Here is a 25,109-nt window from a genome sequence, read left to right on the forward strand (position 1 = left end):
CGGTTTCGACAAACGCTATGGCGTCTCCGGCTCGGCGGGAGACCAGCGCGGATATCCCACCCTCGGGGGAATACGGTGCCAGGCGAGAGCGAGGCCCGTCAGCACCACGCAGGCCGTGAGCATGACCAGGAACAGCACCTGCGGCGCAATGGGGCTGGAATAGACGACGAGCGGCACGGCAGCCGCCGGGGGGTGCGTCACCCGCAGCATCAGCATGGTGAGCATGACGAGCCCGACCGCCAGGACCGCCGCCCACCAGGACCCCGGAAAGGCGACTTCCATGATGCTGGCAAACGTCGCGCCGAGGAAATAACCAGCAAAGATCGCCACCGGCTGCGACGGGGCGATCTCGGGTTGAGCGAACATCAGCAGCGCCGTCGGCCCGAGCGGGGCAATGAGCAGCGGCAACCCGGACCAGGCGGAAAGCCCGCCGACGACCAACACGCCGAGGAACGCGCCTGCGCTCGATTTGATATGCAACCGCCAGTCGGTGCGCGGTTCGTGACGGGCGAGGTAGCGGGTGGCTCTGGACAGCATGATGTGGGCGGGCGACTCGGATCTGCGGGGAGCCCATAGCAAGTCGCGACCCTTCTGAACACTGCCGACAAGGACAAACTTTAGCCCGGCCGGCTCCTTGATCGCATCCCACCCATCCGCTAAATCCTGAATTCAGAATTCAGGATTTAAATCATGACCGTTATTGCCGACCGCGCCATTGTGCGCCAGCGCCACGAGATCCGCGTGCGGGTGCTCGACGTCGTTTCCGTCACCGACATCACGCCGCTGATGCGGCGGGTGACTCTTGCCGGACCGGCGCTGGAGGGCTTTGTCAGTCCCGGCTACGATGATCACGTCAAGGTCTTCTTCTCGCCGGATCCGGACGCGCCGGTCATCCCCGAAACCGGACCTGACGGCGTACGCTTTCCGGACGGCGAGCGGCCGCAGATGCGCGACTACACACCCCGCAATTTCGATCCCGAGCGCTTGACGCTCGATCTCGACTTCGTGCTGCACGGCGATGGCCCTGCCTCGAGCTGGGCGGCACAGGCGCGGCTCGGCCAGAAGCTCGTCGTCGCCGGCCCGCGCGGCTCAGCCATCGTACCGCTGACCTTCGACTGGTACCTTCTGGCCGGCGACGAGACGGCGCTTCCCGCCATCGCCCGGCGCCTCGCCGAGCTGCCGGCGGGTGCCAGGGCTATCGTCGTCATCGAGGTTGCCGATGCGGCAGAGGAGCAGGATCTGGCGAGCCCCGCCGATCTCACCCTCACCTGGGTGCACCGCAACGGCGCCGAGGCTGGCACTACCCGGCTCATCGAAGCGGCGGTCGGTCGCATGGACCTGCCGCACGGCGACGCCTACGCCTTCATCGCTGGCGAAGCCGACATGTCGCGCGCGTTGAAGAAACATCTCGTCGAGACACGCGGCTTCAATCCGGAATGGGTGAAAGCGGCGGGCTATTGGCGCCTCGGCGTCGCCGACGCGCGCGAACCCCACTAGAGCAGTTTCGGGAAAAGTGGACACCACTTTTCCGGTCCGAAAACGCGACAAAGATAAACCTTATCGCTCCCGTTCTGATTCAATCATAACGGGGCATGCTCTAGCGATTTCGGTTGAGCGCAGGTCCGATAACCCGCTCGGCAAGCAGGCGGATGTCGGCATCGCGCGTTTCCCGTCCGATGGTCTTGCTGGCGAGCCCGTAGCTTGCGTCGAGCAGCAGGCGCGCCAGGTGCCGTGCATCGGCAATACCGGCCGCCTCAAGTTCCGCCGCCAACCGCGCCGCGATCCGCGCGTCGGCCTGCGCGAAAAGTCCGGCTGCCTGCTTGTGCGCCTGAAAGAGCTCGTCGGCATGCACCGACCCGTCGAGCACGCCGCCAAGCACCCTGTACATATCGGCGATCGCCCTGCCGACCCGCTCGGCCACCGGCTCCTCGCCCGCGATGCCCGCCTCGAAGGCTGCGATCTTGGCCACGACAAGCCGCTCGAGAATGGCGCCGAACACGGCGTGCTTGTCGGAGAACTGGGCATAGAGCGTCGGTTTGGCGATACCCGCGGCGCGTGCGATCGCTTCCATGGTCGTGCCGCGCAGACCCTGCCGCAGGAAGAGTTCGCGGGCAGCTTCGACGATCCGCTCGCGCTTTTCTCCCGTCCGATCCAGGTTCGCCATGCCGTCTCCCGCTACATTGAACTAACTGAACGATTATCGTATATATCGTTCAACTGCAAGGAACCATTCCCATGCCCGATCGCGTCCTCCTCACCGGCATCTCAGGCTTTCTCGCCGGCCATCTTGCTCTCAAGCTCCTCGAGGTCGGCTATGTCGTACGCGGCAGTGTGCGCAAGCTCGACCGGGCGGGCAAGGTGCGCGACACGCTGGCCCGTCAGGGCGCCGATGTCGGCCGGCTGGAATTCGTCGAGCTGGACCTGACCCGCGACGAGGGCTGGCGCGAGGCGGCCGAGGGTTGCCGATACCTCCAGCACACTGCCTCGCCCTTTGTCATCCAGATGCCCAGGGACCGCATGGAGCTCGTCGGCCCCGCCATCGCCGGCACCGAGCGGGCGATCAATGCTGCCCTCGCCGCGAATGTCGAACGCGTCGTCCTCACCTCGTCCATGGCCGCCATTGCCTATGGCCACGACAAGGACCGCACAGCACCCTTCACCTCAAGCGACTGGACAAACCTCGAGAGCCGGACCGTCAACGCCTATATCGAATCCAAAACCCGCGCCGAGCGTCGCGCCTGGGAGCTGATGCGTGCCGCCGGCCGCGAGAAGGACCTCGCCGCCGTCAATCCCAGCGCTATCCTGGGCCCCCTGCTCGACGAGGATCCCGGCACCTCCGCCGCCCTGCTCGTGCGCCTCTATGACGGCTCGACCCCGGCGGCCCCGCGCATCCCGCTGACCATCGTCGACGTGCGCGACGTCGCCGAGCTCCACGTCAGAGCCATGGAGGCGCCCGAAGCCGGCGGCCGGCGCTTCCCGATAGGCGACCGCACCATGTTCCTCGGTGAGATCGCCGACGCCGCCCGCGCCGCCTCCGACCCGGAGCGAGCAAAAAAGATAACCCGCTGGACCATGCCCGACTGGCTGGTGCGCATCTATGGCCTCTTCGATGCCGACGTGAGCGGGAACCTGGGTGAACTCGGCATCCTCAAGCGCCTCGATTCGCGCGAAGCCGTCGCCCTTCTCGGCCACCCGCTCATTCCGGCGCGCGAGGCCATCGGCGCGAGCGTCAGGAGCCTCGTGGCCCACAAGCTCATCTGAGCGAAAAAAGGGGCTGTTCTCGCCGCAAAGTTTTCGCTATTACCCGCTGCATCGGAGCGGGGCTGTAGCTCAGTTGGGAGAGCGCATCGTTCGCAATGATGAGGTCAGGGGTTCGATTCCCCTCAGCTCCACCATTCCGACCCTTCCACGAACTTCCGCATAAGGTCGCCTCTTGCCGCCGTGTGAGCGCGCGTATGCACGCTGCGCCTCTACACCGCAGGTGCGGGAAGCGCCAGGCCGGCGCCTCCCCTGCTTTCCGGTCAGAATTGCCGGCCGAGAAGGTGATCGACGCTCTGCCGGTTGGCGCCGCGCACAATGAAGAAGAAAGTGATCGCGGCCCAGAGGATCGATTTCTCGGCCCCCGCATAGCCCTGCTCCATCGTGATCCAATGGAACCAGACCGTGACGAGAAGGACGATCGTGGTTGCGAATGCGGCCGGTCGGGTCAAAAGGCCGATCGCGAGCAGGATGCCTCCGAAGAATTCGGTGGCGGCAAGGAGCGGGGACCAGAAGACGCCCGGATAGAAGCCCAGCCCCTCGACCATGCCGATCGCGCCGAACGGATCGAGGATCTTCGGGAAGCCGTGGGTGACAAGGGCGATGCCGCAGACGATGCGGAGAATGGTCTCCGCCGGCACGTCGAGCGCCGAATAGATGCGCCCGATAGCGGGGATGCGTTCGGGAACGCGGGTATCGGTGATATCTGACATGTCTTGAGTTCCTGTGTGCCGCAAACGGCGCCGCAGACGCGTCCGCGCTTCGCAGCGATGCGGCAAAATTCTGAGGATGTTCGGGGGAAGTTTGCCCTGATTATGGGCGACTATGACGCCAGGGCCCTCGGAGGCCGCTCGATGCCGCCGCCGGCAAGTCCCTCGAGACGATCGCTCGCAACGGGGTGCGGGTGGATCGCGGCGGCGGTCCTGTTCGGAATCATCCCGCAGCTCACGATGACCGCCTGTCCCGAGCAGGAGGTTTCAGCCGAAAAGAGAATGCCGGCATACCCGCCGCCGACATCGGGGCAGGCTTTCACCGGCTGCTGGGAGGGACAGGTGACGTCGACTGGCGCCAGGGCATGCGACGGCACGGCGAAGCTCGCCGTCATCAGAATCAGGAGAACGATACGCACCAATCTCGTCACGCGGGCGAAACTAGTGCGGGCCGGACGGGCGCACAAGCGCCCGGCGAACACGACTGTGTCAGGTCGGTCAGTACGTCGCGCGTCCCCCCGAAAGGTCGAAGACCGAGGCGGTGGTGAAGCTGTTCTCTTTCGAGACCAGCCAGGCGACCATGTTGGCCGCCTCCTCGACCTCGAGGAACCGCCCGCGCGGGATGCGCGAGAGCATGTAGTCGATGAACTCCGGCTTCAGTTCCTCGAGGATGCGGGTCTTGGCGGTCGCGGGGGTGATGGCGTTGATGGCGATGTCGTATTTGGCGCATTCCTTGCCGACGGCCTTGGTCATGCCGATGACGCCGGCCTTGGCCGCCGCATAGGCCGAGGCGTTGGGATTGCCTTCCTTGCCCGCGATCGAGGCGATGTTGACGATCCGCCCGTAATTGCGCGCCTTCATCCCCGGCAGCACCGCCCGGTTGACGTGGAAGGCGCCGTTGAGGTCGATGTCGATGACCCGGCGCCACTCGTCGAGCTCGTATTCGTCGAGCGGCGCGTTCTTGCCGGCGATGCCGGCCGAGTGGACGAGGATGTCGATGCGCCCCAGCCGCCGCTCCGTCTCGGCAACGGCCGCTTCCACCGCCGCATAGTCGGTGATGTCGACGGTGACCGCCGAGGCGGCCTCGCCCAGTTCACGCGCGGCACTTGCGAGAAGTTCGGCGTTCATGTCCCAGAGGGTGACCCGCGCGCCCGAGGCGATGAGCCGGCGGGCGATGGCGAAGCCAATGCCCTGCGCGCCGCCGGTGATGACGGTCGCCTGGCCGTTGAGGTCGATCTGGTTCATGGGGTGCTGTCCGAAAGATGCTGTAAATGAACGACTCGAAGGTGGCCAGAATGTCCGGCATGCGCGGCGCGGTCTAGCTGAAAGGCTTGAGCAGTGCCCTGTCGGCGATCTCCATGCCGAAGCCGGGTGCCGGACTAAGCTTGAGCCTGCCCTCCCGCGGCAGGTCCTCGCCGGAAAAGAGAGCGCCGAAGATCGGCCGGATCGAACGCCCGTCGGGACTCGCCGCCACGTATTCGCAGAGCGCCGGGCCTGGCTGGCTCATGATGAAATGGTAGGAATAGGGTCCCGACCCGTGCGGGATGACCGGAATATCGTAGGCCGCCGCCTGCGCCGCGATCTGCAGGAGCGCAGTCAGGCCCCCAACCCACATCACGTCCGGCTGCAGGATGTCGACGGTGCGCTCCTCGATGAGGCGGCGGAAGCCGTAGCGGGTGTATTCGTGCTCGCCGGTCGTCCATTTGAGCGTCGGATGCGCCTGCTTCAAAAGCCGGTAGCCCTCGACGTCGTCCGGGTGGAGCACCTCCTCCCACCAGTAGATGTCGAGGTCGCGCGCCGCCTCGGCGAGGCGGATGGCGTAGGGCACGGTGAGCGACATGTAGCAGTCGACCATCAGCGGATAGCCGGGCCCGAGCGCCGCGCGGTGACCGGCGAGGAAGTCGACGTTCTGCCGCAGCCCCGCCTCCCCGTCGCCCGGCCCGTGCGGCAGCGGCACCTTGGCGCCCCAGAAGCCCAGCGCCTTGACCGCATCGGGCGCCGGCCCGGTGCAGTAGAAGGCGATCTCTTCATGGCAGCGTCCGCCGATGAGGTTGTAGACCGGCTCCTCGCGCATCTTGCCGAGGAGGTCCCAGAGCGCCAGGTCGACGACCGAGATGGTGGCGATGGGCAGCCCTTTGCGCCCGTAGGGCATCGAGGCGCGGAAGAGCTGGTCCCAGATTTTAGCCACGTTGCGCGCATCCTCGCCGAGGAGGAAGCGGGTAAAGTGGTGGACGACGAGCCAGGCCGCCGGCGGCCCGCCAAAGCCCGTCGCCACCCCCGTGACGCCCGATGCGGTCTCGATCTCGACGACGATCGAGCCGAGCACCCCGATGCCCCAGGACTGGCGCGATGCCTTCCAGCGGGGGTACCCCGACATCGGGTTGGCGATGAGCGTATCGATCAGCCAGTGCCCGCGGCCCTGCTGGAAATAGTCGCCGCCGTTCCCCTCGCTCTCGACGAGATGGACGCGCACGCCCGTGATGATGAAATCCTTGGGCATCAGCGCTCGTTACGGCAGGTGGAAGACTTGCTTGAGGTCGACGACGGTGGGCGTGCCGTCGTCGTTGTAGTCCATGATGTCGGCCATGAACGCCCACCAGCGCCTGTTGGCGTCGGTCCTGGGCAGGCTCGCCATGGTGTGATCGTCGGCGCGCACCAGTGTGGCGAAGAGGTAGTCCGTTTCCGGATCGTGCCAGATGGAATAGTCGGAGACGCCCGCGTCGCGCAGCGCTTGGGCAAGGTCTGGCCAGATCTCGTCGTGGCGCTTCTTGTACTCGGCGATCCTGCCGGGGTGGACCTTCATGCGGAAGGCGATGCGTTCGGGCATGGCGCCCTCCTATTGCAGGTTGACGAAAAGGCCGCCGTCGACGAGGAGCGCGGCGCCCGTGACATAGGCGGCCATGTCGGACGCAAGGAACGCCACGACCCTGGCAACGTCCTCGGGCTCGCCGAACCGGCCGAGCGGGATGCGCTTGTCGAGATAGTCGCGCTTTTTGGGGTCCGACCAGTCGTCCTTGTTGATGTCGGTGGCGATGGCCCCCGGCATCACCGAATTGCAGCGAATGCCGTAGGGCCCGAGCGCGATGGCCGCCGACTGCATCAGCGAATGGACGCCGGCCTTCGTGGGCGTGTAGTGCGTCTGCAGCGCCCCGCCGACCAGCGCCGAGATCGAGGAGGTGGCAACGATCGCTCCGCCCGTTCCCTGCGCGTTCATCCGGTTGGCCGCCGCCTGCACGGCAAAGAAGGCGCCGCCGAGATTGACGTCGACGACCTGCTTGAAGAGCTCCGCGGGCATGTCGAGGAACGCGTGGAACGGGCAGATGCCGGCGTTGGAGGCGAGCACGTCGACGCCGCCGAATGCGTCGATCGCAGCCTCGACGAGGGCCGTGCTGACCTGCGGATCGGCGATATCGCCCTCGACGGCTATGGCCCGGCGCCCCAGCGCCTCGATCTCGGCCACCACCTCGTCGGCCGCGGTATCGCGGGCAAAGCCCTTGTCGGCCCCGGCATAGTAGTTGACGACCACGTCCGCCCCCTGCCGGGCGAATTCGAGGCAGATGCCCCGCCCGATACCGCGCGAGCCTCCGGTGACGATTGCGCGCTTGCCCTCGAGCAGCATGGCGTTCCCCCTTTCAGGCCTGCGAGCGCACGCGCAGCTGGTCGAGACCGACCGCCAGCAGCAGCACCGCGCCCTTGGTCACGTCCTGCCAGAAGCTCGAGACGTTCATCAGCGTCAGCCCGTTGTTGAGGGTGCCGAGGATGAGGACGGCAAGCAGCGTGCCCCATACCGACCCGCGCCCGCCAAAGAGCGAGGTGCCGCCGAGGATGATGGCGGCGATGACCGTCAGGAGGTGCTTGCCGACTGAGTCCGGCGCCGCCGCCCCCAGCATCGCCGCAACGATGATGCCGGCGATGGCCCCGGAAATGCCCGAGAGGATGTAGAGCGTGACCTGCGTGCGGTCGACCGGGATGCCGAGCATGCGCGAGGCTTCCGGATTGCCGCCTGAGGCGTAGATGTAGCGGCCGAAGGGGGTAAAAGCCATCATCCACCAGATGAGGACGAAGGCGACAAGCATGATGATCAGCGGTACCGGCACGCCGCCCGAGCCGCCGATGCGGCCGGAGCCGATCCAGTTGAAGCCCTCGATCATCAGCGGCTGCGTCAGCCCGCCGGTGAGGACCAGCGAGGCGCCGGTGATGATCGACATGGTGCCGAGCGTCACGATGAACGGATTGAGCTTCAAGCCGTTGGTCAGCGCCCCGTTGCCCGCGCCGATCAGCCCGCCCGCCGCGACGGCGATGAGGCAGGCCGCCCAGATGTCGATGCCCGCCGCATAGCAGAGCGCGACGACCACCCCGGATATGCCCGCCACCGCCGCAACCGAGAGATCGAGCCCGCCGGCGACGATCAGCGGCGTGCCCGCCGCCGCCATCAGGCCGATGAAGGCCATGTTGGAGCCGATGGAAAGCAGGTTCTTGACCGTGAGGAAGAACGGCGAAAGCGCCGAGAACGCCGCGATCAGCAGGAGGTAGAAGACCAGCAGCATAGCCACCCCCGCAAACGGGTGGCCCAGAAGCGCCCGTATCGGCCGTTTAGCGGCAGGGGTGCCGGCGGGAAGGGTGGAGGTCTGGCTCATCTTCACAAAATCCCTGTCAGGCAGCGGCGGATTTGCTCGCCGCGCTCATCAGTGCCGAGGCGCTGGTCGGCTGCTCGAAAGTCTGCGTCACGACGCCGGAGGCGAGCGCGACGGAGCGGTCGGCGAGCCCCGCCACTTCCTCGGCGTCCGAGGAGATGAGGAGGATCGCCAGGCCCTCGTCGGCCAACTGGCGGATCTGCCGGTAGATCTCCTGGCGTGCACCGACGTCGACGCCGCGCGTCGGCTCCTCGAGAATCAGCGCCTTGAGGTCGCCCAGGAGCCAGCGGGCAAGGCACACCTTCTGCTGGTTGCCGCCCGAAAGCGTGCCGATCGGCTGTTCGGCGTCGCGCGCGCGGATGGAGAGCCGCTTGATCCACTCGCCGACGGTGCGCGCCTCCTTCGTCCTGTCGACGTGGAGCCCGTGGGTAAAGAGCGGCATGTTGGCGACTGACATGTTCTCGCGCAGGCTGAGCATCGCGACGATTCCCTCGCGCTTGCGCTCGGCGGCCACCAGCCCCAGCCCCGCCGCCACGGCCCTGCCCGGCGTCGATATGCGGTAGGGCTCTCCGCCGATGGCAACGCTGCGCGCCTCTGCCCGCGGGGCCGCGCCGAAGAGCGCCCGCCCGATCATCTCGACGCCCGAACCGACGAGCCCGTGGACGCCGGTGATGGTGCCGCGCTTGACGGAAAAATCGACGTCGCGCAGCCAGCCGGGAACCGTGAGGCCGGTGACGGCAACGACGTCCTGCGCCCCCTCGACGCCCTGCGCGAAAGGCGGATAGAGGTCGCCGACCCGGTTGCCGACGATGGCGTGCAGCACCTCGTCGACATTGGTATTGCCCGTGACGAAATCGCCGGCATTGCGCCCGTCGCGCAGCACGACGATCCGCCCGGAGATGGCGAACACTTCCTTCAGGTAGTGCGAGATGTAGATGACCGAGATGCCCTCGGCCTGCAGCCGCCGGATGATGGAAAAGAGCATGTCCACCTCGTCGGCGGCGAGCGATGCGGTGGGCTCGTCCATGATGAGGACGCGCGCGTCCCCGTTGAGCGCCCGGGCGATCTCGACGAGCCGCTGCACGTGGTGCGAGAGGCTGCCCATGCGAGTGCCGGGCGAGAGCCAATCGAGCCCCATACGCTTGAGCAGCGCCTGCGCCCGCTCCGTCATCGCGCGCCGGTCGACATGCGCGCCTTTGACCGGCAGGCCGCCGATCATGATGTTTTCGGCAACCATCAGGTCCGCAAAGACCGAGAGCTCCTGCGGCAGCATGCGGATGCCGAGCGCCAGCGCGTCGGCGGGCGTGCGCAGCGCATGGGTGCGTCCGTTGACGACGACGGTGCCGGCATCGCGCGTATAATTGCCCGAAAGGATCTTCATCAACGTCGACTTGCCCGCGCCGTTGGCGCCGAGCAGCGCCACCACCTCGCCGGCATCGAGGTGGAACGCGACGTCGGCGAGCACCGGCACGCCGCCGAAGGCCTTGCCGATGCCGCTCATGTCGAGGATACGCGTTCCGGGCATGCTCTTGCGTCCAATCAGAAATCGGGGGCCGCGCGGCGCTCGGGACGTCGCCGCGCGGCCTGTGGTGCCCGGCTATTCGGCCGGCACCAGATCCTCGAAGCCCTCGAGGAAGTCCTCCTGGCGCAGCTCCGTCAGGTACGCCGAGAATTCTTCCTGCGGGAACTGGTATTCGAACCCGGGGTCCTCACCGCATTCGAAATCCGGATAGTACTCGCATACATTGGCCTTGGTGATCATCACGTGGTTGACGAGCACGGCCGGGGGCAACTCCTGACCGGCGAGGGTCGCAAGCGCGATGGGCAGCAGGTAGTTGCCGTAGGTCTCCGGGAAATAGCCGGTCGCGGCCACGAGGTCCGCCTCGTCGACCAGCGCCTGCGTCTCGTCTGCGCCGTTGCCGACGACCACCACGTCCGCCTCGCGCCCGGCCTGCTGCACGGCGCGCAGCATCCCGATCGCCGATTGGTCGTTGATGGCGGTGATCATGATCGGCACCCCCTCGGGGATGCGCCCCAGCAGGTTCGACATCTGCGTGAACGATTCCTGCTGGGTGTTCTTGGTGTCGATGCGCAGCATCTTTTCCGGATCGAACTCCGGCAGCACCGACAGGAACCCGTTAACCTGGCCTTCGGTGCGCATCTGCGGGATGGCGCCCGACTGCGGCAGCTCGCCGACGACGAAATAGCCCTCCATCACCCGCTCCTCGCCAAACTTGGCGATGGCCGCCTGCGCCAGGTACGAGCCGCCCATGAAGCCGGACTTGGGGTTGTTGGCCCCGAAGAACGTGGCTCCGGGCATGGGGATGTCGATGGCGACGACCTTGACCCCGTCCTCGTTGAAGACGTTCATCACCGTCGGGCCGAAATTGCTGTCGGTCTGGAATTCGATGACGTAGTCGACGTTGCGCTGCACGAAGCTCTGGGCATTGGCGAGCGCCGTCGGCCCGTCGAGGCGGTTGTCGGCGATGACGAGGTCGACGCCGGCGAGATCCGCGTTCTCCTGGATGGAGCGCTCGACCGCCACCCCGAAGGCGATGTCGCGCTGCAGGTTGGCGAACCCGATGACGTATTTCTCGCCATTGCGCGGCGGCGTGGCAGCGGTCGCATCGGCGACCATGGCCGCGTATTGCTCGGCCGAGAGCCGCTTGCCGTCATAACTGGCGGGATCGAACCCGTGGAAATCCTGCGCGAGCGCGGCGGCGCCGAAAAGGGCGCCGGCGGCCACACCGAGCGCGAGCGCCCTGGCGAATGTCTTCATTTCGCTTCTCCTCCTTGGCGGGTTTTCCGCCTTTGGTCCGCGCCGGCCCTCCTCGGCCGCACACCGGAACTTTCCAAAACCATCTCACTTCGCAACTTGTCAGTCAAGTTGCGCATTTGAGCTCATGTGATCTCCAGCCGCTCGACCACCGCCTCGTTGACGCGGATGCCGAGCCCCGGACCGGCGGGCGCGCGCACCACGCCGTTCTCCTGGCCGATGGGCGCCTCGACGAGGTCGCCCTGCACCGGCACGGGAAAGGGCTTGAGCTCGATGAGCCGGGCATTGGGTGAGGCAAGCGAAAGCTGCAGGCTCGCCGCCGTCAGGATCGCCGTGCTCCATGCATGGGCGTTGATGGCGATGCCGGCCGCGCCGCAGAGCGCGTCGATCTTGCGGAAGCCCGTGATCCCCTCGGCCCGCGCCGGATCGACGCCGACGACGTCGACCGTGCCGGTCTCGATGAGGCGCTTGTATTGGGTGACGGTGAACTCGCGCTCGCCGGTGCCGATCGGCACGTTGGGCAGCGCGTCCTTCAGCGCCCGGTAATCCTCGATGCGGGTCGGATAGAACGGCTCCTCGATCCAGCCGATGCCGTACTCGGCCATGCGCCGGACGGTGTCGATGCCGGTCTGCCGGTCCCAGACGACGCCGTTGCCGGCGTCGACGACGATATCGAAATCCGGTCCCACCGCCGCGCGCAGCTCGGCGACGAACGCGACGTCATTGTCCGGATCCCGCCCGATGTCGGAAAGGCCGCGCTTGCCGAAGCCGAGCTTGCAGCCGGCGTAACCCTGCTGCTTGAAGCCGACAACCTCGGCGATGTTCTCTTCCCGCGTCGCCTTGTTGACGTGATTGGCGACGTAGGCCGGCAGGCTCTCGTGCACCTTGCCGCCGAGAAGATCGCAGATCGGCCTGCCTTCGATCTTGCCCTCGATATCCCAGAGCGCCATGTCGAGCGCCGAATAGGCGAAACACGCGATGCCGCCTTCTCCGTACCACCAGGCATGGGTGCGCATCCGGCGCCAGGCCTCGTCGATAGTGATATCTCCCGCTTCGATCAGCAGCGGCCCGAAGCCTTCGTCGATCAGGAGCCTGGTCGCCTTGCACGCTTCCGGCCACATGGCGATGCCCTCGCCCCAGCCGACGACGCCATCCGCCGTCTCGACCCGCACCAGCACCGTATGGCGCCAGTTGCCGTGGTCGTTGGTGTCCTCGTAGCGGATCACATAGCTGCGGATGCGGCCGATGCGCATGGGGCTGAAATCCTCCGGAGCGGCCCGTTGACCGGGCTCGGTCTCTGCCGGGGGATCAACTCCCGGCGGACGTTGACTAGCACCCGATCCCCTGTTACGTCAAGAAGTGGTCAGACCATTTGTCCAATTCATGCCGAAGCAGCGGAACGAACCGCAGGGCGCAAGGGAGCGAGGAACGCGTGCCGGTCAGTGATTTCAGCGGGGAAGCGCCTCTGAAGCGGGCGGGGCTCACCGAGCTCCTCGTCGCGCGCATCCTCGGGCTCGTCACCACCGGCAGCCTCAAGCCCGGCGACCAGTTGCCGCCGGAGCGCAAGCTCGCCGAGACCTTCCACGTCTCCCGCCCGACGCTGCGCGAGGCGCTGCGCGCCCTTGCCGTCCTCGGCGTCGTCGAGGTGCGCCACGGCGGCGGCGTCTTCGTCTCGCGGCTGGAGGCGAGCGACCTGCTCGGCCCCCTCACCTTCTTCCTGACGCTGCGCTCGACCGAAGTCGACAAACTCTACGAGGCGCGCCGGCTGATCGAGGGCGAGATCGCCGCGCTCGCCGCAGAACGGGGCGATGCGGCTGCCCATGACGAGCTCGAAGCGCTGATCGACCGGCAGGAGGAGGCCAAGGCCGACCCCGCCCGCTACCGCGACGTCGACACAGCCTTCCACAAGCGCCTCGGGGACCTCGCCGGCAACGAATTCCTCGCCCGCGCCGCCCAGAGCCTCAACATCCTCGGCCAGGAGTTCCGCAAGATCGCCTCCGAGACGCCCAACGTCATCGCCACCTCCATCGCCGACCACCGCGCCGTGCTCGCCGCCATCCGTGCCGGCAATCCCGCGGAAGCGCGCGAAGCGATGGCGACCCACATGGACCACGTGCTGCAATCGACCAAAGCCTCGATGGGGAGCAAGCCATGACCGAACGCCGCTGGGGCATCGATAAGGTGACGCAGGATGACATCCGCAAGGGCGGGTTCTCGACCCCCTGGGACGCGCCGTTCGTACCGCCCTTCCCCTTCACCTTCCGCAATGCGCAGATCCTGACGGTCTTCTGGCGCACGGACCCCGCCGCCCTCGCCTTCCTCGCTCCGCCGCCGGTCGTGCCCGTCGGCGACCTCGTCTGCATCCACATCTACAAGATGAACGACACCAGCTGGATCGGCCCCTACCACGAGGCCAACGTCATGTTCGGCGCGCGCCTGCCCTCTGGCGGGAGCGGCGCCTATTCGCCCTACCTCTTCCTCTCCTCGGACGGCGGCGTCGCCCATGGCCGCGAGGTGCACGGGCAGCCCAAGAAGCTCGCCGATCCGTTCCTCGACTTCCGTGGCGACCTGATCGTTGCCGGCGTCGAGCGCAACGGCATCGACGTGGTGACCGTCACCACGCCATATAAACAGCGCTTGGCGGACCCGGCTGAGATGCGCGCCCATTTCGATTTTTCGACCAACCTCAACCTCAAGGCCATCGACCACATCGATGGTCGCCCGGCTATCCGCCAGATCACCTCGCGCAAGCTGACCGATGTCGTCGTCCACGAATGCTGGCGGGGGCCGGCGACGGTGGAGCTGCGGCCCAACGCGCAGGCGCCGGTCTTCCGCCTGCCCGTCCTGGAGCCGCTCGAAGCCTTCTATTGGCGCGCCGACTTCACCCTGGTGCCGGGCGAGATCCTCCACGACTATCTCGAGGGCCAATGATGCGCGTCGTCGTCACCGACTATACCTTTCCCGCGCTCTCTGCCGAGGAGGCCGCCGCGCGCGCCGCCGGCGCCGAGTTCGCCGCCTTCCAATGCCGCACGGGCGAGGAGGTCGCCGAGGCGGTGAAGGGCGCCGATGTCGCGGTCGTGCAGTTCGCCCCGATGACGCGCGCGGCGATTGCCGGACTTGCCCCAAACGCCGCCGTCATCCGCTACGGCATCGGCTACGACAATATCGACCTCGCCGCCGCCAACGCGCATGGCGTGCCCGCCGGATACGTGCCCGACTACTGCCTCGACGAGGTCGCCGACCACACCACGGCGCTGATCCTCTCGTTGCTGCGGAAAATCCCGCCGCTCGACGCGAGCGTGCGGCGCGGCGAATGGGCGGCGGTCAAGATCGCCTCGCCCCTGCCCGCCTATGGCGAAACGACCATCGGCCTCCTCGGCCTCGGCCAGATCGGCCGCGCGGTGGTCAAGCGCCTTGCCCCTTCGGGCTTCCGCTTCATCGTCGCCGATCCGGCGCTCGACGAAGCGACCGCCGCCGGCCTCGGCGTCGAGCGGGTGACGGCCGACGCGCTCGTCGCGCGCGCCGACGTGCTGAGCCTCCATGTTCCGGCGACGCCCGAGACCACCGGCTTCGTCAATGCCGAGCGCCTTTCGCGCATGAAACGCACGGCCGTCCTCGTCAACACGGCCCGCGGCGCCCTCGTCGACGAGGCGGCGCTTGCCGCCGCGCTCGCGAGCGGCACCATCGCCGGCGCCGCCCTCGACGTCTTCACGACCGAGCCGCTGCCCGCCGATTCGCCGCTGCGCGATGCGCCGAACCTGATCCTCACGCCGCACGCCGCCTGGTATTCGGACGCGGCGATCACGCGCCTGCAGCAGCTCGTCGCCGACGATATCGCGGCCCATCTTGCCGGCCGGCCGCTGCGCCGGCCCGTGCCCGAATCGATCGCCGCCAGGGGAGGAGTGCGATGAACGACAAGGTCAATATCGGCGTCATCGGCGCCGGCTGGTGGGCGACGCTCAGCCACATCCCGGCGCTGCGCGACAATCCCCATGTCGGCACCATCGCCGTCAACCGCCCGGACGCGGAGGGGCTCGACAAGGTCGCCGCCATCTTCCCGGGCGCAAAACCCTATCTCGACGCCGAAGAGATGCTGGCGAGCGAAGCCCTCCACGGCATCGTCGTCGCCTCGCCGCACACCTTGCACGCCCAGCACGCGCGCCTCGCCATCGACAAGGGCCTCCACGTCCTCATCGAAAGGCCGATGGCGACGACCGCCGCCGACGCCCGCGCCCTGGTCGCGGCGGCCAAAGACAAGGGCGTCGAGATCGTGCTGCCCTATGGATGGAATTACCGGCCCGTCGTCGAGACGGCGCACCGGCTCGTCGCGGAAGGTTGGGTCGGCGAAGTGCGGCATGTGGTGGCGCAGATGGCCTCGGCATTGGCCGACCTCTTCGGCGGCGAGCCGATGGCCGAGACGCAGGACCATCTCTTCCGCCCACCCGTCTCGACCTGGGCGGACCCGGCAAAATCGGGCGGCTATGGCTGGGGGCAATTAACCCACGGCCTCGGCGCGCTTTTCCGCATGGTCGACATCGATCCCGTGCGCGTCTTCGCCCGCACGGGGTTGTCTCCCGCCGGCGTCGATTTCTACGATGCTGCCGTCGTTGAGTTCGCCAACGGCGCGACGATGGTGCTCTCGGGTTCGGCGACCGTGCCCAAGTCGCGCAGCTACCAGATCGATATTCGCATTTTCGGAACCGAGGGTATGCTGCTCTTCGACATCGAGCGTGCCCGGGTCGAGGCGATCCGTCACGACGGCAGGACGCATGTCGAAGAGCTGGGGCCGGGAGCGGGGGACTACGAGTCGGTCGCGCCGATCACCCTGCTCGTCGACCTCTGCCGGGGCAAGGCCGCGGTGAACCCCGCCGACGGCACGGTGGGGATGCGCGCCACCCTCGTGCTCGATGCGATGTACCGCTCGGCAAAAAGCGGGCGGATGGAGGAGGTTTGATGATTAGACTTTGCGTCACCAGCTGGTCGTTCCCCCAGCTCACCCTCGACGAGGTCGGAGGCCTTGCCAAGGTGCTCGGCATCGAGGCCATAGACATCGGCTATTTCTACCGCTCGGCCCTCGACAAGGCGCGGCTCCTGGCCGAGCCGGAGCGCTACGGCGAGGAGGTGCGCAAGCGCCTGCCCGTCGCCGTTTCCAACCTCTACCACCTCTTCGGGCGCGACACGCTGGAGCGCAACCTCGCCAACCCGGCCCATCGCGCCGAGAACCTCGCCGACTTCCGCCAGGCCTTAAAGTTCTGCAAGGCGGTCGGCTCACCCACGGTCTTCATCCTGCCCGGCATGATCAACGGCGCCCAGAGCCGCAGCCAGGCGCTCGACGAGACCGTCGAATCCCTAAAGCCCCTCATTGAAGCCGGCAGCGAGGCGGGCGTCGCCGTCTGCGTCGAGCCGCATGTCCACTCCTATCTCGAAAGCCCGGAGATCACGGCGCAGATGTGCGAGCGTGCGCCGGGCGTGAAGCTCGCCATCGACTATGCGCACTTCGCCGTTTCCGGCTACCGGCAGGAGGAGATCGACGCGCTGGCGCAATGGTTCGGCCACGCGCACCTGCGCCAGGCCCGCCCCGGCGCCCTGCAGGCCAAGCTGGAGGAAGGCACCCTCAACTTCCCGGCGATGTTTGCAACCTTCCGCGACGCCGGCTATGACGGGTGGTTCGCCAGCGAATACGTCCACCAGGGCTATTTCGACACGCTTCACGACGACGTGCTGACCGAGACCGTCAAGATGCGCGACCTCTTCCGCGCCTGGAGCGCGCCATGACGGGCGCCGTCCTCGTCACCGGCGGGGCCGGCGGCATCGGGCGGGCCATTGCCCGCCGGCTCGTTACCGACGGCTATGCCGTCGTCCTCGCCGACCGCGACCGCGCTGCCGGCGAAGCCGCCGCGCGCGAGATCGGCTGCGAGTTCGAGGAGATCGACATCGCCTCGGAAACCTCGGTGATGGCCGGCGTCGCGGCGATCGCGCGCCGCCACGAGCGCCTCCACGGCGCGGTCAACTGCGCCGGCATCCACATGCAGGCCCTCGTCGTCGAAACGAGCCTTGCCGACTGGGACCGCATCCAGGCGGTCAACAGCCGCGGCACCTTCCTCGTCTGTCGCGAGGCGGCCCGGCTGATGGCGCGGCAGGGCGAGGGCCGCATTGTCAACGTCGTCACCAAGCTGGGCTTCGGCAATCCGTTCTCGGCGGCCTATATCGCTTCCAAGAACGCGGTCTGGGGCCTGACGCAATGCCTTGCCATCGAGATGGCCTCGAGCGGCGTGCTGGTCAACGCCATCGCCCCCGGCCATGTCGGACCCGGCACCGGCATGGAGGCAGCGTTCCGCGCCAAGGCGGAAAAGCTCGGCAAGAGCTGGGAAGACTTCGAGGCCGACGTCGTCAGGACCATCCCGCTCGGCCGCTGGTGCCGGCCCGAGGATGTCGCCAGCGGCGTCTCGTGGCTGATGGGCCCGGAAACGGGCTTCGTCACCGGCGAATTGATCAACATCACCGGCGGCTTCCAGGCCTACGCGGCCGCACCCGATGCCGATGCGGTGCGCGAGGCGGCGGCGCGGGGCCCCGGCGCATGAGGCCGCTCTCCGGCAAGGTCGCCCTCGTCACCGGTGCGCGCCGGGGGCTCGGTGCCGCGACCGCCATCGCCCTTGCCGATCTCGGCGCAACCGTCATTGCCTGCGGGCGCCGGCCGGGCGATTGCGCCGATGTCGTCGCGGCGATCAAAGCCGAGGGCGGCAAGGCCGACGATCTCGCCCTCGATGTCGCCGACATTGCCGCCATTCCCGCTCGCGTCGCGGCGGCGATCCTGCGCCATGGCGGCATCGACATCCTCGTCAACAACGCCGCGACCATCGAGCCGATGGCGCCGCTCGCCCGGCTCGATCCGGCCGGTTTCGATCTTGCCATGCGCGTCAACGTTTCCGGCCCCGCCGCGCTCGTCGCGGCGCTCTGGCCGGCGATGGCCGCACGCGGCGGCGGGCGCATCGTCAATGTGGTGAGTGGCGCGGCAAGGGAAGCGCTGCCCGGCTGGGCCGCCTACTGCACGAGCAAGGCCGCGCTCCTGATGCTCACCCGCTCCATCGCCCTCGAAGGCGCCGATGCGAAAATCCTCGGCTTCGCCTTCGCGCCCGGCCTCGTCGACACCGACATGCAGGCCGCCATCCGCGAGAGCCGCATCAACCGCGTGGCGGACATCCCCCGCGAGAACCTGCTGCCGCCCGAGATCCCCGCCCGCGCGATCGCCCGCCTCGCGGCCGGCGCGCACGACGATCTTTCCGGCAGCTATATCGACATTCGCGACGAAAATCTCGGCCTCGCCTGAAGCTGCTGTCTAACCTGCCGGAACCGGCGCGCGGCTGCGCCGTTGCAGGCAGGCCATGGAAAAATCGCTTGCTCCCCCGCCTGGTGATGCCACCGACTACGCCTTCGGTCCCGTCTTCGGGAACGGCGGCGTCACCTTCCGCCTCTGGGCCCCGTTCTGCCGCCGCATCGATCTCTGCCTCGCGCATGTCGAACTGCCCATGCAGGCGCGCGCCGGCGGCTGGTTCGATCTCTTCGTCGCCGGCGCCGCGTCGGGGATACGCTACGCTTTCCGCCTCGACGGCGGGCAGGTGGTGGCCGATCCGGCCTCGCGCTGGCAGCCCGAGGGCGTCCATGGACCGAGCGTCGCCTACGCCTCCGGTCATCGTTGGACCGACGCGGAATGGACCGGCATCGACTGGCACGAGGTCGTCTACTACGAGGCGCATATCGGCACCCTCACGCCTGAGGGCACCTACCGCGCCGCCATCGGCAGGCTCGACGCCATTGCCGGCCTCGGCGTCAACGCGCTCGAGATCATGCCGCTGCATGATTTCTCCGGCCGCTTCGGCTGGGGCTATGACGGCGTGCTGCTCTATGCGCCGGCCAATTGCTACGGCAGCCCCGATGACCTGCGCGCCCTCGTCGACGCCGCCCATGCGCGCGGCATGATGGTCTCCCTCGACGTCGTCTACAACCACCTCGGGCTCGACGGGAACGACCTGCCAACCTACGCGCCCTACATCTCCGAGGAGCACGACGGCGAGTTCGGCGATCCGCCCAATCTCGACGGGCCGAGCAGCGGGCCGGTGCGCCGTTTTATCCTCGAGAACGTGCTCTACTGGCTCGAAGAGTTCCATTTCGACGGGCTGCGGTTCGACGCCGTGCAGGCGCTCAAGGACGACAGCGACAGGCATCTCGTCGTCGAGATCGCCGAAGCGGTGAAGGCCCGCCTGCCGGATCGGCGCATCCACCTGCTCGTCGAGAACGCCAACAACGACGTGACCCTCCTGCGCCGCGACGAAGGCGGAAAACCGCACCTCTACACCGCCCAGTGGGACGACGACATCCATCACCCCATGCACGTCGCCGCGACCGGCGAGACCTGGGGCTATTACGTCGACTATGCCGATGCGCTGCCCAAGCTCGCCCGCGCGCTGACGGAAGGCTTCGGCTACCAGGGCGAGCCGACCCCGCGCTCGAACGAGTCCAAGGGCGCCCCCAGCGCCTTCCTGCCGCCCACCGCCTTCGTCTCCTATGTGCAGAACCACGACCAGGTGGGCAACCGCCCGCTCGGCGAGCGCCTGCACGAGACGGTGCCCCTCGAGCGCGTATTGGCGCTCGCCACGATCTGCCTCTTGAGCCCCACCATCCCCATGATCTTCATGGGCGAGGAGTGGGCCGCCTCCACGCCCTTTCCCTATTTCGCCGACATGCCGCCTGAACTGCGCGAAACCGTTCGCGCCTCGCGGCGCCGGCAGATGGCGGATTTTCCCGACCCGACCATATGGTCCCGCATGCCCGATCCCTGCGAGCAGCTGACCTGGCGTTCTGCGGTGCTCGACTGGACCGAAAGGCGCCAGGACGGACATGCGCAGGCCCTCGCCGTCTACAAGCGCCTCATCGAGGTGCGCCGCCGCGAGCTCGTGCCGCGCCTTGCCGGCATAGGCGGCCACGCGGGAAAAATCCTGCGGGCCGATGGCGGCATCCTCGATGTCTGCTGGCGGCTCGCCGACGCCAGCCGCTGGCGCATCACCGCCAATCTCGGGTCGCAGCCTGCGGCCGGTGTTCCGACCGAGGCCGGCGAGCATATCTGGACGACCGGGAAGGTCTGCGAGGACATGTCGATGCCGTGGAGCGTCGTCGTCTCGCGCGGATCCGTCGCGAGGCTGGATTAACCTGTGGCAACGAACGCGCGCGAGACGAGTTTGTCCGGAAGGACCGATCCCAAAAAGGAGCAAGATCAAATGGCCCACCATGACGCCCGAGACATCTTCGTCACCGGCCTCAAGAACGCGCATGCCATGGAAAACCAGGCCCTTGCGATCATGAAACCCCAGGCCGACCGCATTCAGAACTACCCGCAGGTCGAGGCGCGGCTGCGCGACCATATCCTGGAGACCGAAGGCCAGATTGAACGGCTCGACCGCATCCTCGACGACATGGGCGAGGACCGCTCCGCCCTCAAGGACACGGCCCTTTCCATGGGCGGCACCATGGCGGCCATGGGCCACACCCTCGCGCCCGACGAGATCGTCAAGAACTCGTTTGCCGACTTCGCGTTCGAGAACTACGAGATCGCCGCCTATAAATCGCTCCTCTGCCTCGCCGAGGAGGCGGGCATGCGCAGCGCCATCGGTCCCCTGCGGCAGAACCTCGAGGAAGAGCAGGCAATGGCCGAGTGGCTCGACAGCAACATCGAGGCCGTGACCCTGCAATATGCGGGCCTACGCACCGCCGGCGAGGAGGCCAAAAGGTAAAACCCACCCCGCGCCCTTGCGCCCTTTCGTCCGCCGCCTTTTGTCTGTAGGCAATTGGCGGCGGCCTGCCGAAGGCGGCAGGCGGGAACAAAGGGGGCGCATGTGAAAGTGTTCATCACCGGCACCGCCGGCTTCATAGGCTTTCATCTCGCCAGGCGCCTGCTCGCCGATGGTCATCAGGTCGTCGGCTTCGACGGGATGACCCCCTACTACGACGTGTCGCTGAAAGAGAGGCGCCACGCGCTTCTCAGGCGCTCCAACGCCTTTTCCGCCGTCGAGGCGATGCTCGAGGACAGGGATGCCCTGGAAGCGGCCGTCGCCGGCTTTGCCCCCGAAGTGATCGTCCATCTCGCCGCCCAGGCGGGCGTGCGTTACAGCATCGAGCACCCCGAGAGCTACATCGGCGCCAATCTTATCGGCACCTTCAACCTGCTCGAGACCGCGCGGGCGCATCCGCCCGGACACCTCCTTATCGCCTCGACCTCCTCGGTCTATGGCGGCAACGAGAAGATGCCGTTCGTCGAGGCCGACCGCACCGATTTCCCCGCCTCCCTCTATGCCGCGACCAAGAAGGCGGGAGAGGCTATGAGCCACTCCTATGCCCACCTCTTCCACCTGCCGGTCACCTGCTTCCGCTTCTTCACCGTCTACGGGCCCTGGGGCCGGCCCGACATGGCGCTCTTCAAGTTCGTCTCGGCCATCGAGAACGACGAGCCCATCGAGGTCTATGGCGAGGGCCGGATGCAGCGCGACTTCACCTATGTCGACGACCTTGTCGAAGGCGTCGTCCGGTTGATGGCCGCCATACCCGAGACCGGCCACCCCGTCATGGCCGAAGGCGTCACCGATTCCCTCTCGCCCATCGCCCCCTGGCGCTGCGTCAATGTCGGGGGCGGCCAACCGGCGGGCCTCATGGACTTCATCGCCACCATCGAAACGTGCCTCGGCCGCGTCGCGAAGAAGACCATGCTCTCCATGCAGCCCGGCGACGTCACCGAGACCTTCGCCGATCCGGCCCTGCTCGAGGCATTGACCGGCTACCGCCCGCAGACCGGCATCGAGGAAGGTGTCCGCGCCTTCGTCGACTGGTATCGCGCCGACTACATGGCCGCGAGCTGATATCGGTGCGTCTGGGACGCGGCGCATGGCTGCCATGCCGGGGCCGCCCGCGCAAATCGTGCGGCCTTCACCTTTACCTTGCGTTGCTCCTCATGCGAGCATCCGCATCGGTCCGGTAAGCGACGGGAGGGGCGCGCCCCATGCGCATTGCGATGATCGGCTCCGGCTATGTGGGGCTCGTCAGCGGCGCCTGCTTTGCCGATTTCGGCCATGAGGTCGTGTGCGTCGATCTCGACGCCGGCAAGATCGCCGCCCTCGAACGTGGCGAGATCCCGATCTTCGAGCCCGGCCTCGACCGGCTGGTGGCCGACAACGCCTCCGCCGGCCGGCTGCGCTTCACCACCGACCTCGCCCCCGCCGTGGCGCAGGCGGACGTCGTCTTCATCGCCGTAGGCACGCCCTCGCGCCGCGGCGACGGTCATGCCGACCTCTCCTACGTCCACGCCGCCGCCGCCGCCATCGCCGGGGCCGTCGAGGGCTTCACCGTCGTCGTCACCAAGTCGACGGTTCCCGTCGGCACCGGCGACGACGTCGAGCGCATCATCGCCGAGACGAACCCGCGAGCCGACGTCGCCGTCGTTTCCAATCCCGAGTTCCTGCGCGAAGGCGCGGCGATCGAAGACTTCAAGCGCCCCGACCGCATCGTCGTCGGGCTCGAGGACGAACGGGCCCGCGATGTGATGACCGAGGTCTATCGCCCGCTCTACCTCAACCAGGCGCCGCTCCTCTTCACCGGCCGGCGCACCGCCGAGCTCATCAAATACGCCGGCAACGCGTTCCTCGCCATGAAGATCACCTTCATCAACGAGATCGCCGATCTCTGCGAGAAGACCGGCGCCAACGTCCAGGACGTCGCGCGCGGCATCGGCCTCGACAAGCGCATCGGCCCCAAGTTCCTCAATGCTGGTCCGGGCTATGGCGGCTCGTGCTTTCCCAAGGACACCCTCGCTCTCGTCAAGACCGGGCAGGACTATGACAGCCCCCTGCGGCTCGTCGAAACGACTGTGGCCGTCAACGACCAGCGCAAGCGCGCCATGGGACGGCGGGTGGTCGCCGCGCTCGGCGGTTCGGTCCGCGGCAGGACCGTCGCCATCCTCGGCCTCACCTTCAAGCCCAATACCGACGACATGCGCGAAGCCCCCTCCATTGCCATCATCCAGGCGTTGCGGGACGCCGGCGCCAGGGTGCGGGCCTACGACCCGGAAGGGATGTCCGCCGCCCGCGCGCTGATGGAGGGCGTCGACTATGCCGACAATGCCTACGCGGCCGCAGAAGGCGCCGATTGCCTGGTGCTGGTGACCGAATGGAACCAGTTCCGCTCCCTCGACCTCAAGCGGCTCCGCGCGGCAATGGCGACGCCGCTCTTCATCGACCTGAGGAACGTCTACCGGCGCCGCGAAGTCGAGGCGGCCGGCTTCACCTACCACAGCATCGGCCGGCCGGGAGATGGGGAAGCCCATATCCCCGAGAGTGCGGCGGCAGAATAGCAGGAAAGAACGTCACGCTGTTGGGGGGCACGACGAAACGCGGGCAAGTTGCGGAATACGCAAACGATGGAGCCATGACGTGAAGCTCCTCGTCCTCGGCCTCAACTATGCCCCCGAGAAGGTCGGCACCGGCGTCTATACGGCCGGCATGGCGGAGGCGATCGCGCGTGTCGGCCATGAGGTGCGGGTCATCGCCGGCAAGCCCTACTATCCGGCCTGGCGGCTCGTCGAAGGCCACCGGGCCTTCACCTTCGACGGCGACCGCGAAGCGGGCGTCGAGATCACGCGCGTGCCCCACTACATCCCGGCCTCACCCACGGGTCCCAGGCGCCTGGCCCATCACGCGAGCTTTGCCGTCTTCAGCGCCTTTCCCCTCATCTGGCAGGCGCTGACCTGGCGTCCGGACGTCGTCATGGCGATCGCCCCGTCGCTCGCCGCCGCGCCTGCCGCGCGCATCGCCGCAGGCCTCTGTGGCGCGCGGTCCTGGCTGCATGTCCAGGACTTCGAGGTCGAGACCGCCTTTGCCACCGGCCTCATCAAGGCGGACGGATATCTGGGCGTTTTCGCGCGCGCCTTCGAAAAGCGGGTGCTGACGGGGTTCGGCACGCTCAGCACCATCTCCCCGCAGATGTGCGCCAAGCTCGCCGAAAAGGGCGTACCGTCCGATCGGATCGTCGAGCTGCGGAACTGGGCCGATACCGAGGGCATTCGTCCGCTCGCCACCCCGTCGCGCTATCGGCAGGAATGGGGAATCGCGACGCCCCATGTCGCGCTCTACTCCGGCAACATCGCCAACAAGCAGGGCATCGACATCGTCGTCGAGGCTGCCCGGCGCCTTGCGCACCGCACCGACCTCACCTTCGTCGTCTGCGGCGAGGGGTCCAATCGCGCCGACCTCACGGCCCGGGTGCGCGGCCTTGCCAATTTCCGCGTCCATGACCTGCAGCCGAGGGAACGCCTAAATGACCTCCTCGGTCTCGCCACCATCCACCTGCTGCCCCAACTGGCCGGCGCCGCCGACCTCGTGCTGCCGAGCAAGCTCGCCAACATGCTCGCATCGGGCCGCCCGGTGGTCGCGACCGCTGCACCCGGCACCGGCCTTGCCGCCGAGGTCGAGGGCTGCGGCCTCGTCACGCCACCTGCCGACGCCGGCGCCTTCGCCGACGCCATCGTTCGCCTGATGGACGATGCCGGGCTGCATGCGCACGCATCGGCAGCGGCGCGGGAGCGGGCCGTCGAGCGCTGGAGCGGCGAGGCGATCCTGGCGCGCCTCGTGCCGAAACTGATCGATCCCACGCCAGCAGGATATGCTCCCGCGGACGAACGCGCCGGCTCCTGAT

26 protein-coding genes and 1 tRNA gene are annotated in these 25,109 nt (G+C 67.6%); 15 read left to right on the plus strand and 12 right to left on the minus strand.

Annotated elements, in window-relative coordinates:
* Positions 1 to 15 precede the first annotated feature (15 nt).
* Positions 16 to 537, minus strand: coding sequence for an HPP family protein (locus VE25_RS14730; RefSeq protein ID WP_046109396.1), 522 nt, complete (start codon positions 535 to 537; stop codon positions 16 to 18).
* Positions 538 to 690: 153 nt separating this feature from the next.
* On the opposite strand from VE25_RS14730, the gene VE25_RS14735 reads away from it, so the two are divergent.
* Positions 691 to 1,497 (plus strand): siderophore-interacting protein, encoded by an 807-nt coding sequence (locus VE25_RS14735; RefSeq protein WP_046109397.1) that lies wholly within the window; start codon positions 691 to 693, stop codon positions 1,495 to 1,497.
* Positions 1,498 to 1,597: 100 nt separating this feature from the next.
* Here VE25_RS14735 and VE25_RS21935 read toward each other — a convergent pair whose 3' ends face one another.
* Complete coding sequence (locus VE25_RS21935; protein ID WP_052731992.1) at positions 1,598 to 2,164, minus strand: TetR/AcrR family transcriptional regulator; 567 nt, start codon at positions 2,162 to 2,164, stop codon at positions 1,598 to 1,600.
* A 71-nt stretch (positions 2,165 to 2,235) separates the two neighbouring features.
* On the opposite strand from VE25_RS21935, the gene VE25_RS14745 reads away from it, so the two are divergent.
* On the plus strand, positions 2,236 to 3,261 hold the full coding sequence (locus VE25_RS14745; protein WP_046109398.1) for an NAD-dependent epimerase/dehydratase family protein: 1,026 nt from the start codon (positions 2,236 to 2,238) through the stop codon (positions 3,259 to 3,261).
* Positions 3,262 to 3,319: 58 nt separating this feature from the next.
* Positions 3,320 to 3,395: transfer RNA gene (locus tag VE25_RS14750), tRNA-Ala, on the plus strand.
* Positions 3,396 to 3,521: 126 nt separating this feature from the next.
* Here VE25_RS14750 and VE25_RS14755 read toward each other — a convergent pair.
* The 10 genes from VE25_RS14755 to VE25_RS14800 all read right to left on the minus strand — a co-directional run bounded on the left by VE25_RS14755 (position 3,522) and on the right by VE25_RS14800 (position 12,631).
* Positions 3,522 to 3,971: a DoxX family protein gene (locus VE25_RS14755; RefSeq protein WP_046109399.1), complete on the minus strand. Its 450-nt coding sequence runs from the start codon at positions 3,969 to 3,971 to the stop codon at positions 3,522 to 3,524.
* Positions 3,972 to 4,081: 110 nt separating this feature from the next.
* Entirely contained in the window at positions 4,082 to 4,387 is a 306-nt protein-coding gene (locus VE25_RS14760) for a hypothetical protein (RefSeq protein WP_152664634.1), read from the minus strand.
* A gap of 79 nt (positions 4,388 to 4,466) precedes the next feature.
* Positions 4,467 to 5,213, minus strand: a complete 747-nt coding sequence (locus VE25_RS14765; protein WP_046109401.1) for an SDR family NAD(P)-dependent oxidoreductase — start codon at positions 5,211 to 5,213, stop codon at positions 4,467 to 4,469.
* 73 nt (positions 5,214 to 5,286) lie between these two features.
* Positions 5,287 to 6,468, minus strand: a complete 1,182-nt coding sequence (gene rhmD, locus VE25_RS14770) for an L-rhamnonate dehydratase (RefSeq protein WP_046109402.1) — start codon at positions 6,466 to 6,468, stop codon at positions 5,287 to 5,289.
* A gap of 9 nt (positions 6,469 to 6,477) precedes the next feature.
* The gene (rhaM, locus tag VE25_RS14775) at positions 6,478 to 6,795 is read right to left on the minus strand and encodes an L-rhamnose mutarotase (RefSeq protein ID WP_046109403.1); all 318 of its coding nucleotides are present in this window, start codon (positions 6,793 to 6,795) and stop codon (positions 6,478 to 6,480) included.
* A 9-nt stretch (positions 6,796 to 6,804) separates the two neighbouring features.
* Positions 6,805 to 7,587, minus strand: coding sequence for an L-rhamnose 1-dehydrogenase Lra1 (lra1, locus tag VE25_RS14780; protein WP_046109404.1), 783 nt, complete (start codon positions 7,585 to 7,587; stop codon positions 6,805 to 6,807).
* Positions 7,588 to 7,600: 13 nt separating this feature from the next.
* The gene (locus VE25_RS14785) at positions 7,601 to 8,605 is read right to left on the minus strand and encodes an ABC transporter permease (RefSeq protein WP_046109405.1); all 1,005 of its coding nucleotides are present in this window, start codon (positions 8,603 to 8,605) and stop codon (positions 7,601 to 7,603) included.
* Positions 8,606 to 8,621: 16 nt separating this feature from the next.
* A complete protein-coding gene (locus VE25_RS14790; RefSeq protein WP_046109406.1) occupies positions 8,622 to 10,127 on the minus strand; it encodes a sugar ABC transporter ATP-binding protein in 1,506 nt (501 codons plus the stop codon).
* Positions 10,128 to 10,199: 72 nt separating this feature from the next.
* Positions 10,200 to 11,381 (minus strand): sugar ABC transporter substrate-binding protein, encoded by a 1,182-nt coding sequence (locus tag VE25_RS14795; RefSeq protein ID WP_046109407.1) that lies wholly within the window; start codon positions 11,379 to 11,381, stop codon positions 10,200 to 10,202.
* A 122-nt stretch (positions 11,382 to 11,503) separates the two neighbouring features.
* Complete coding sequence (locus VE25_RS14800; protein WP_046109408.1) at positions 11,504 to 12,631, minus strand: mandelate racemase/muconate lactonizing enzyme family protein; 1,128 nt, start codon at positions 12,629 to 12,631, stop codon at positions 11,504 to 11,506.
* A 179-nt stretch (positions 12,632 to 12,810) separates the two neighbouring features.
* Between VE25_RS14800 and VE25_RS14805 the strand changes: the two genes are divergently transcribed.
* The 12 genes from VE25_RS14805 to VE25_RS14860 all read left to right on the plus strand — a co-directional run bounded on the left by VE25_RS14805 (position 12,811) and on the right by VE25_RS14860 (position 25,108).
* Positions 12,811 to 13,533, plus strand: a complete 723-nt coding sequence (locus VE25_RS14805; protein ID WP_046109409.1) for a FadR/GntR family transcriptional regulator — start codon at positions 12,811 to 12,813, stop codon at positions 13,531 to 13,533.
* Complete coding sequence (locus VE25_RS14810) at positions 13,530 to 14,309, plus strand: acetoacetate decarboxylase family protein (RefSeq protein WP_046109410.1); 780 nt, start codon at positions 13,530 to 13,532, stop codon at positions 14,307 to 14,309. Before VE25_RS14805 ends, VE25_RS14810 begins: the two co-directional genes overlap by 4 nt.
* Positions 14,306 to 15,289, plus strand: coding sequence for a C-terminal binding protein (locus VE25_RS14815; RefSeq protein ID WP_052731993.1), 984 nt, complete (start codon positions 14,306 to 14,308; stop codon positions 15,287 to 15,289). The genes VE25_RS14810 and VE25_RS14815 overlap by 4 nt, the downstream gene beginning before the upstream one ends.
* Positions 15,286 to 16,332: a Gfo/Idh/MocA family protein gene (locus tag VE25_RS14820; RefSeq protein ID WP_046109411.1), complete on the plus strand. Its 1,047-nt coding sequence runs from the start codon at positions 15,286 to 15,288 to the stop codon at positions 16,330 to 16,332. The genes VE25_RS14815 and VE25_RS14820 overlap by 4 nt, the downstream gene beginning before the upstream one ends.
* Positions 16,332 to 17,153, plus strand: coding sequence for a sugar phosphate isomerase/epimerase family protein (locus tag VE25_RS14825; RefSeq protein WP_244466939.1), 822 nt, complete (start codon positions 16,332 to 16,334; stop codon positions 17,151 to 17,153). The genes VE25_RS14820 and VE25_RS14825 overlap by 1 nt, the downstream gene beginning before the upstream one ends.
* Positions 17,150 to 17,959, plus strand: coding sequence for an SDR family NAD(P)-dependent oxidoreductase (locus VE25_RS14830; RefSeq protein WP_046109412.1), 810 nt, complete (start codon positions 17,150 to 17,152; stop codon positions 17,957 to 17,959). Before VE25_RS14825 ends, VE25_RS14830 begins: the two co-directional genes overlap by 4 nt.
* Positions 17,956 to 18,705, plus strand: a complete 750-nt coding sequence (locus VE25_RS14835) for an SDR family NAD(P)-dependent oxidoreductase (protein WP_046109413.1) — start codon at positions 17,956 to 17,958, stop codon at positions 18,703 to 18,705. Before VE25_RS14830 ends, VE25_RS14835 begins: the two co-directional genes overlap by 4 nt.
* Positions 18,706 to 18,760: 55 nt before the next feature.
* On the plus strand, positions 18,761 to 20,581 hold the full coding sequence (gene treZ, locus VE25_RS14840) for a malto-oligosyltrehalose trehalohydrolase (protein ID WP_046109414.1): 1,821 nt from the start codon (positions 18,761 to 18,763) through the stop codon (positions 20,579 to 20,581).
* Positions 20,582 to 20,650: 69 nt separating this feature from the next.
* Positions 20,651 to 21,163 (plus strand): ferritin-like domain-containing protein, encoded by a 513-nt coding sequence (locus VE25_RS14845; protein WP_046109415.1) that lies wholly within the window; start codon positions 20,651 to 20,653, stop codon positions 21,161 to 21,163.
* A gap of 102 nt (positions 21,164 to 21,265) precedes the next feature.
* Positions 21,266 to 22,282, plus strand: coding sequence for an NAD-dependent epimerase/dehydratase family protein (locus VE25_RS14850; RefSeq protein WP_046109416.1), 1,017 nt, complete (start codon positions 21,266 to 21,268; stop codon positions 22,280 to 22,282).
* Between the two features lie 140 nt (positions 22,283 to 22,422).
* The gene (locus VE25_RS14855; protein ID WP_046109417.1) at positions 22,423 to 23,769 is read left to right on the plus strand and encodes a UDP-glucose dehydrogenase family protein; all 1,347 of its coding nucleotides are present in this window, start codon (positions 22,423 to 22,425) and stop codon (positions 23,767 to 23,769) included.
* Positions 23,770 to 23,848: 79 nt separating this feature from the next.
* Positions 23,849 to 25,108 (plus strand): WcaI family glycosyltransferase, encoded by a 1,260-nt coding sequence (locus tag VE25_RS14860; RefSeq protein WP_046109418.1) that lies wholly within the window; start codon positions 23,849 to 23,851, stop codon positions 25,106 to 25,108.
* The last annotated feature ends 1 nt before the right edge of the window (position 25,109 follow it).

Origin of the sequence: Devosia geojensis, assembly GCF_000969415.1 — a bacterium.
Lineage (GTDB): Bacteria > Pseudomonadota > Alphaproteobacteria > Rhizobiales > Devosiaceae > Devosia > Devosia geojensis.

Coding starts and splice junctions, on each gene's coding strand:
- VE25_RS14730 (WP_046109396.1), bottom strand. CDS start 537: ATGCTGTCCAGAGCCACCCGCTACCTCGCCCGTCACGAACCGCGCACC.
- VE25_RS14735 (WP_046109397.1), top strand. CDS start 691: ATGACCGTTATTGCCGACCGCGCCATTGTGCGCCAGCGCCACGAGATC.
- VE25_RS21935 (WP_052731992.1), bottom strand. CDS start 2,164: ATGGCGAACCTGGATCGGACGGGAGAAAAGCGCGAGCGGATCGTCGAA.
- VE25_RS14745 (WP_046109398.1), top strand. CDS start 2,236: ATGCCCGATCGCGTCCTCCTCACCGGCATCTCAGGCTTTCTCGCCGGC.
- VE25_RS14755 (WP_046109399.1), bottom strand. CDS start 3,971: ATGTCAGATATCACCGATACCCGCGTTCCCGAACGCATCCCCGCTATC.
- VE25_RS14765 (WP_046109401.1), bottom strand. CDS start 5,213: ATGAACCAGATCGACCTCAACGGCCAGGCGACCGTCATCACCGGCGGC.
- rhmD (WP_046109402.1), bottom strand. CDS start 6,468: ATGCCCAAGGATTTCATCATCACGGGCGTGCGCGTCCATCTCGTCGAG.
- rhaM (WP_046109403.1), bottom strand. CDS start 6,795: ATGCCCGAACGCATCGCCTTCCGCATGAAGGTCCACCCCGGCAGGATC.
- lra1 (WP_046109404.1), bottom strand. CDS start 7,587: ATGCTGCTCGAGGGCAAGCGCGCAATCGTCACCGGAGGCTCGCGCGGT.
- VE25_RS14785 (WP_046109405.1), bottom strand. CDS start 8,605: ATGAGCCAGACCTCCACCCTTCCCGCCGGCACCCCTGCCGCTAAACGG.
- VE25_RS14790 (WP_046109406.1), bottom strand. CDS start 10,127: ATGCCCGGAACGCGTATCCTCGACATGAGCGGCATCGGCAAGGCCTTC.
- VE25_RS14795 (WP_046109407.1), bottom strand. CDS start 11,381: ATGAAGACATTCGCCAGGGCGCTCGCGCTCGGTGTGGCCGCCGGCGCC.
- VE25_RS14800 (WP_046109408.1), bottom strand. CDS start 12,631: ATGCGCATCGGCCGCATCCGCAGCTATGTGATCCGCTACGAGGACACC.
- VE25_RS14810 (WP_046109410.1), top strand. CDS start 13,530: ATGACCGAACGCCGCTGGGGCATCGATAAGGTGACGCAGGATGACATC.
- VE25_RS14815 (WP_052731993.1), top strand. CDS start 14,306: ATGATGCGCGTCGTCGTCACCGACTATACCTTTCCCGCGCTCTCTGCC.
- VE25_RS14820 (WP_046109411.1), top strand. CDS start 15,286: ATGAACGACAAGGTCAATATCGGCGTCATCGGCGCCGGCTGGTGGGCG.
- VE25_RS14825 (WP_244466939.1), top strand. CDS start 16,332: ATGATTAGACTTTGCGTCACCAGCTGGTCGTTCCCCCAGCTCACCCTC.
- VE25_RS14830 (WP_046109412.1), top strand. CDS start 17,150: ATGACGGGCGCCGTCCTCGTCACCGGCGGGGCCGGCGGCATCGGGCGG.
- VE25_RS14835 (WP_046109413.1), top strand. CDS start 17,956: ATGAGGCCGCTCTCCGGCAAGGTCGCCCTCGTCACCGGTGCGCGCCGG.
- treZ (WP_046109414.1), top strand. CDS start 18,761: ATGGAAAAATCGCTTGCTCCCCCGCCTGGTGATGCCACCGACTACGCC.
- VE25_RS14845 (WP_046109415.1), top strand. CDS start 20,651: ATGGCCCACCATGACGCCCGAGACATCTTCGTCACCGGCCTCAAGAAC.
- VE25_RS14855 (WP_046109417.1), top strand. CDS start 22,423: ATGCGCATTGCGATGATCGGCTCCGGCTATGTGGGGCTCGTCAGCGGC.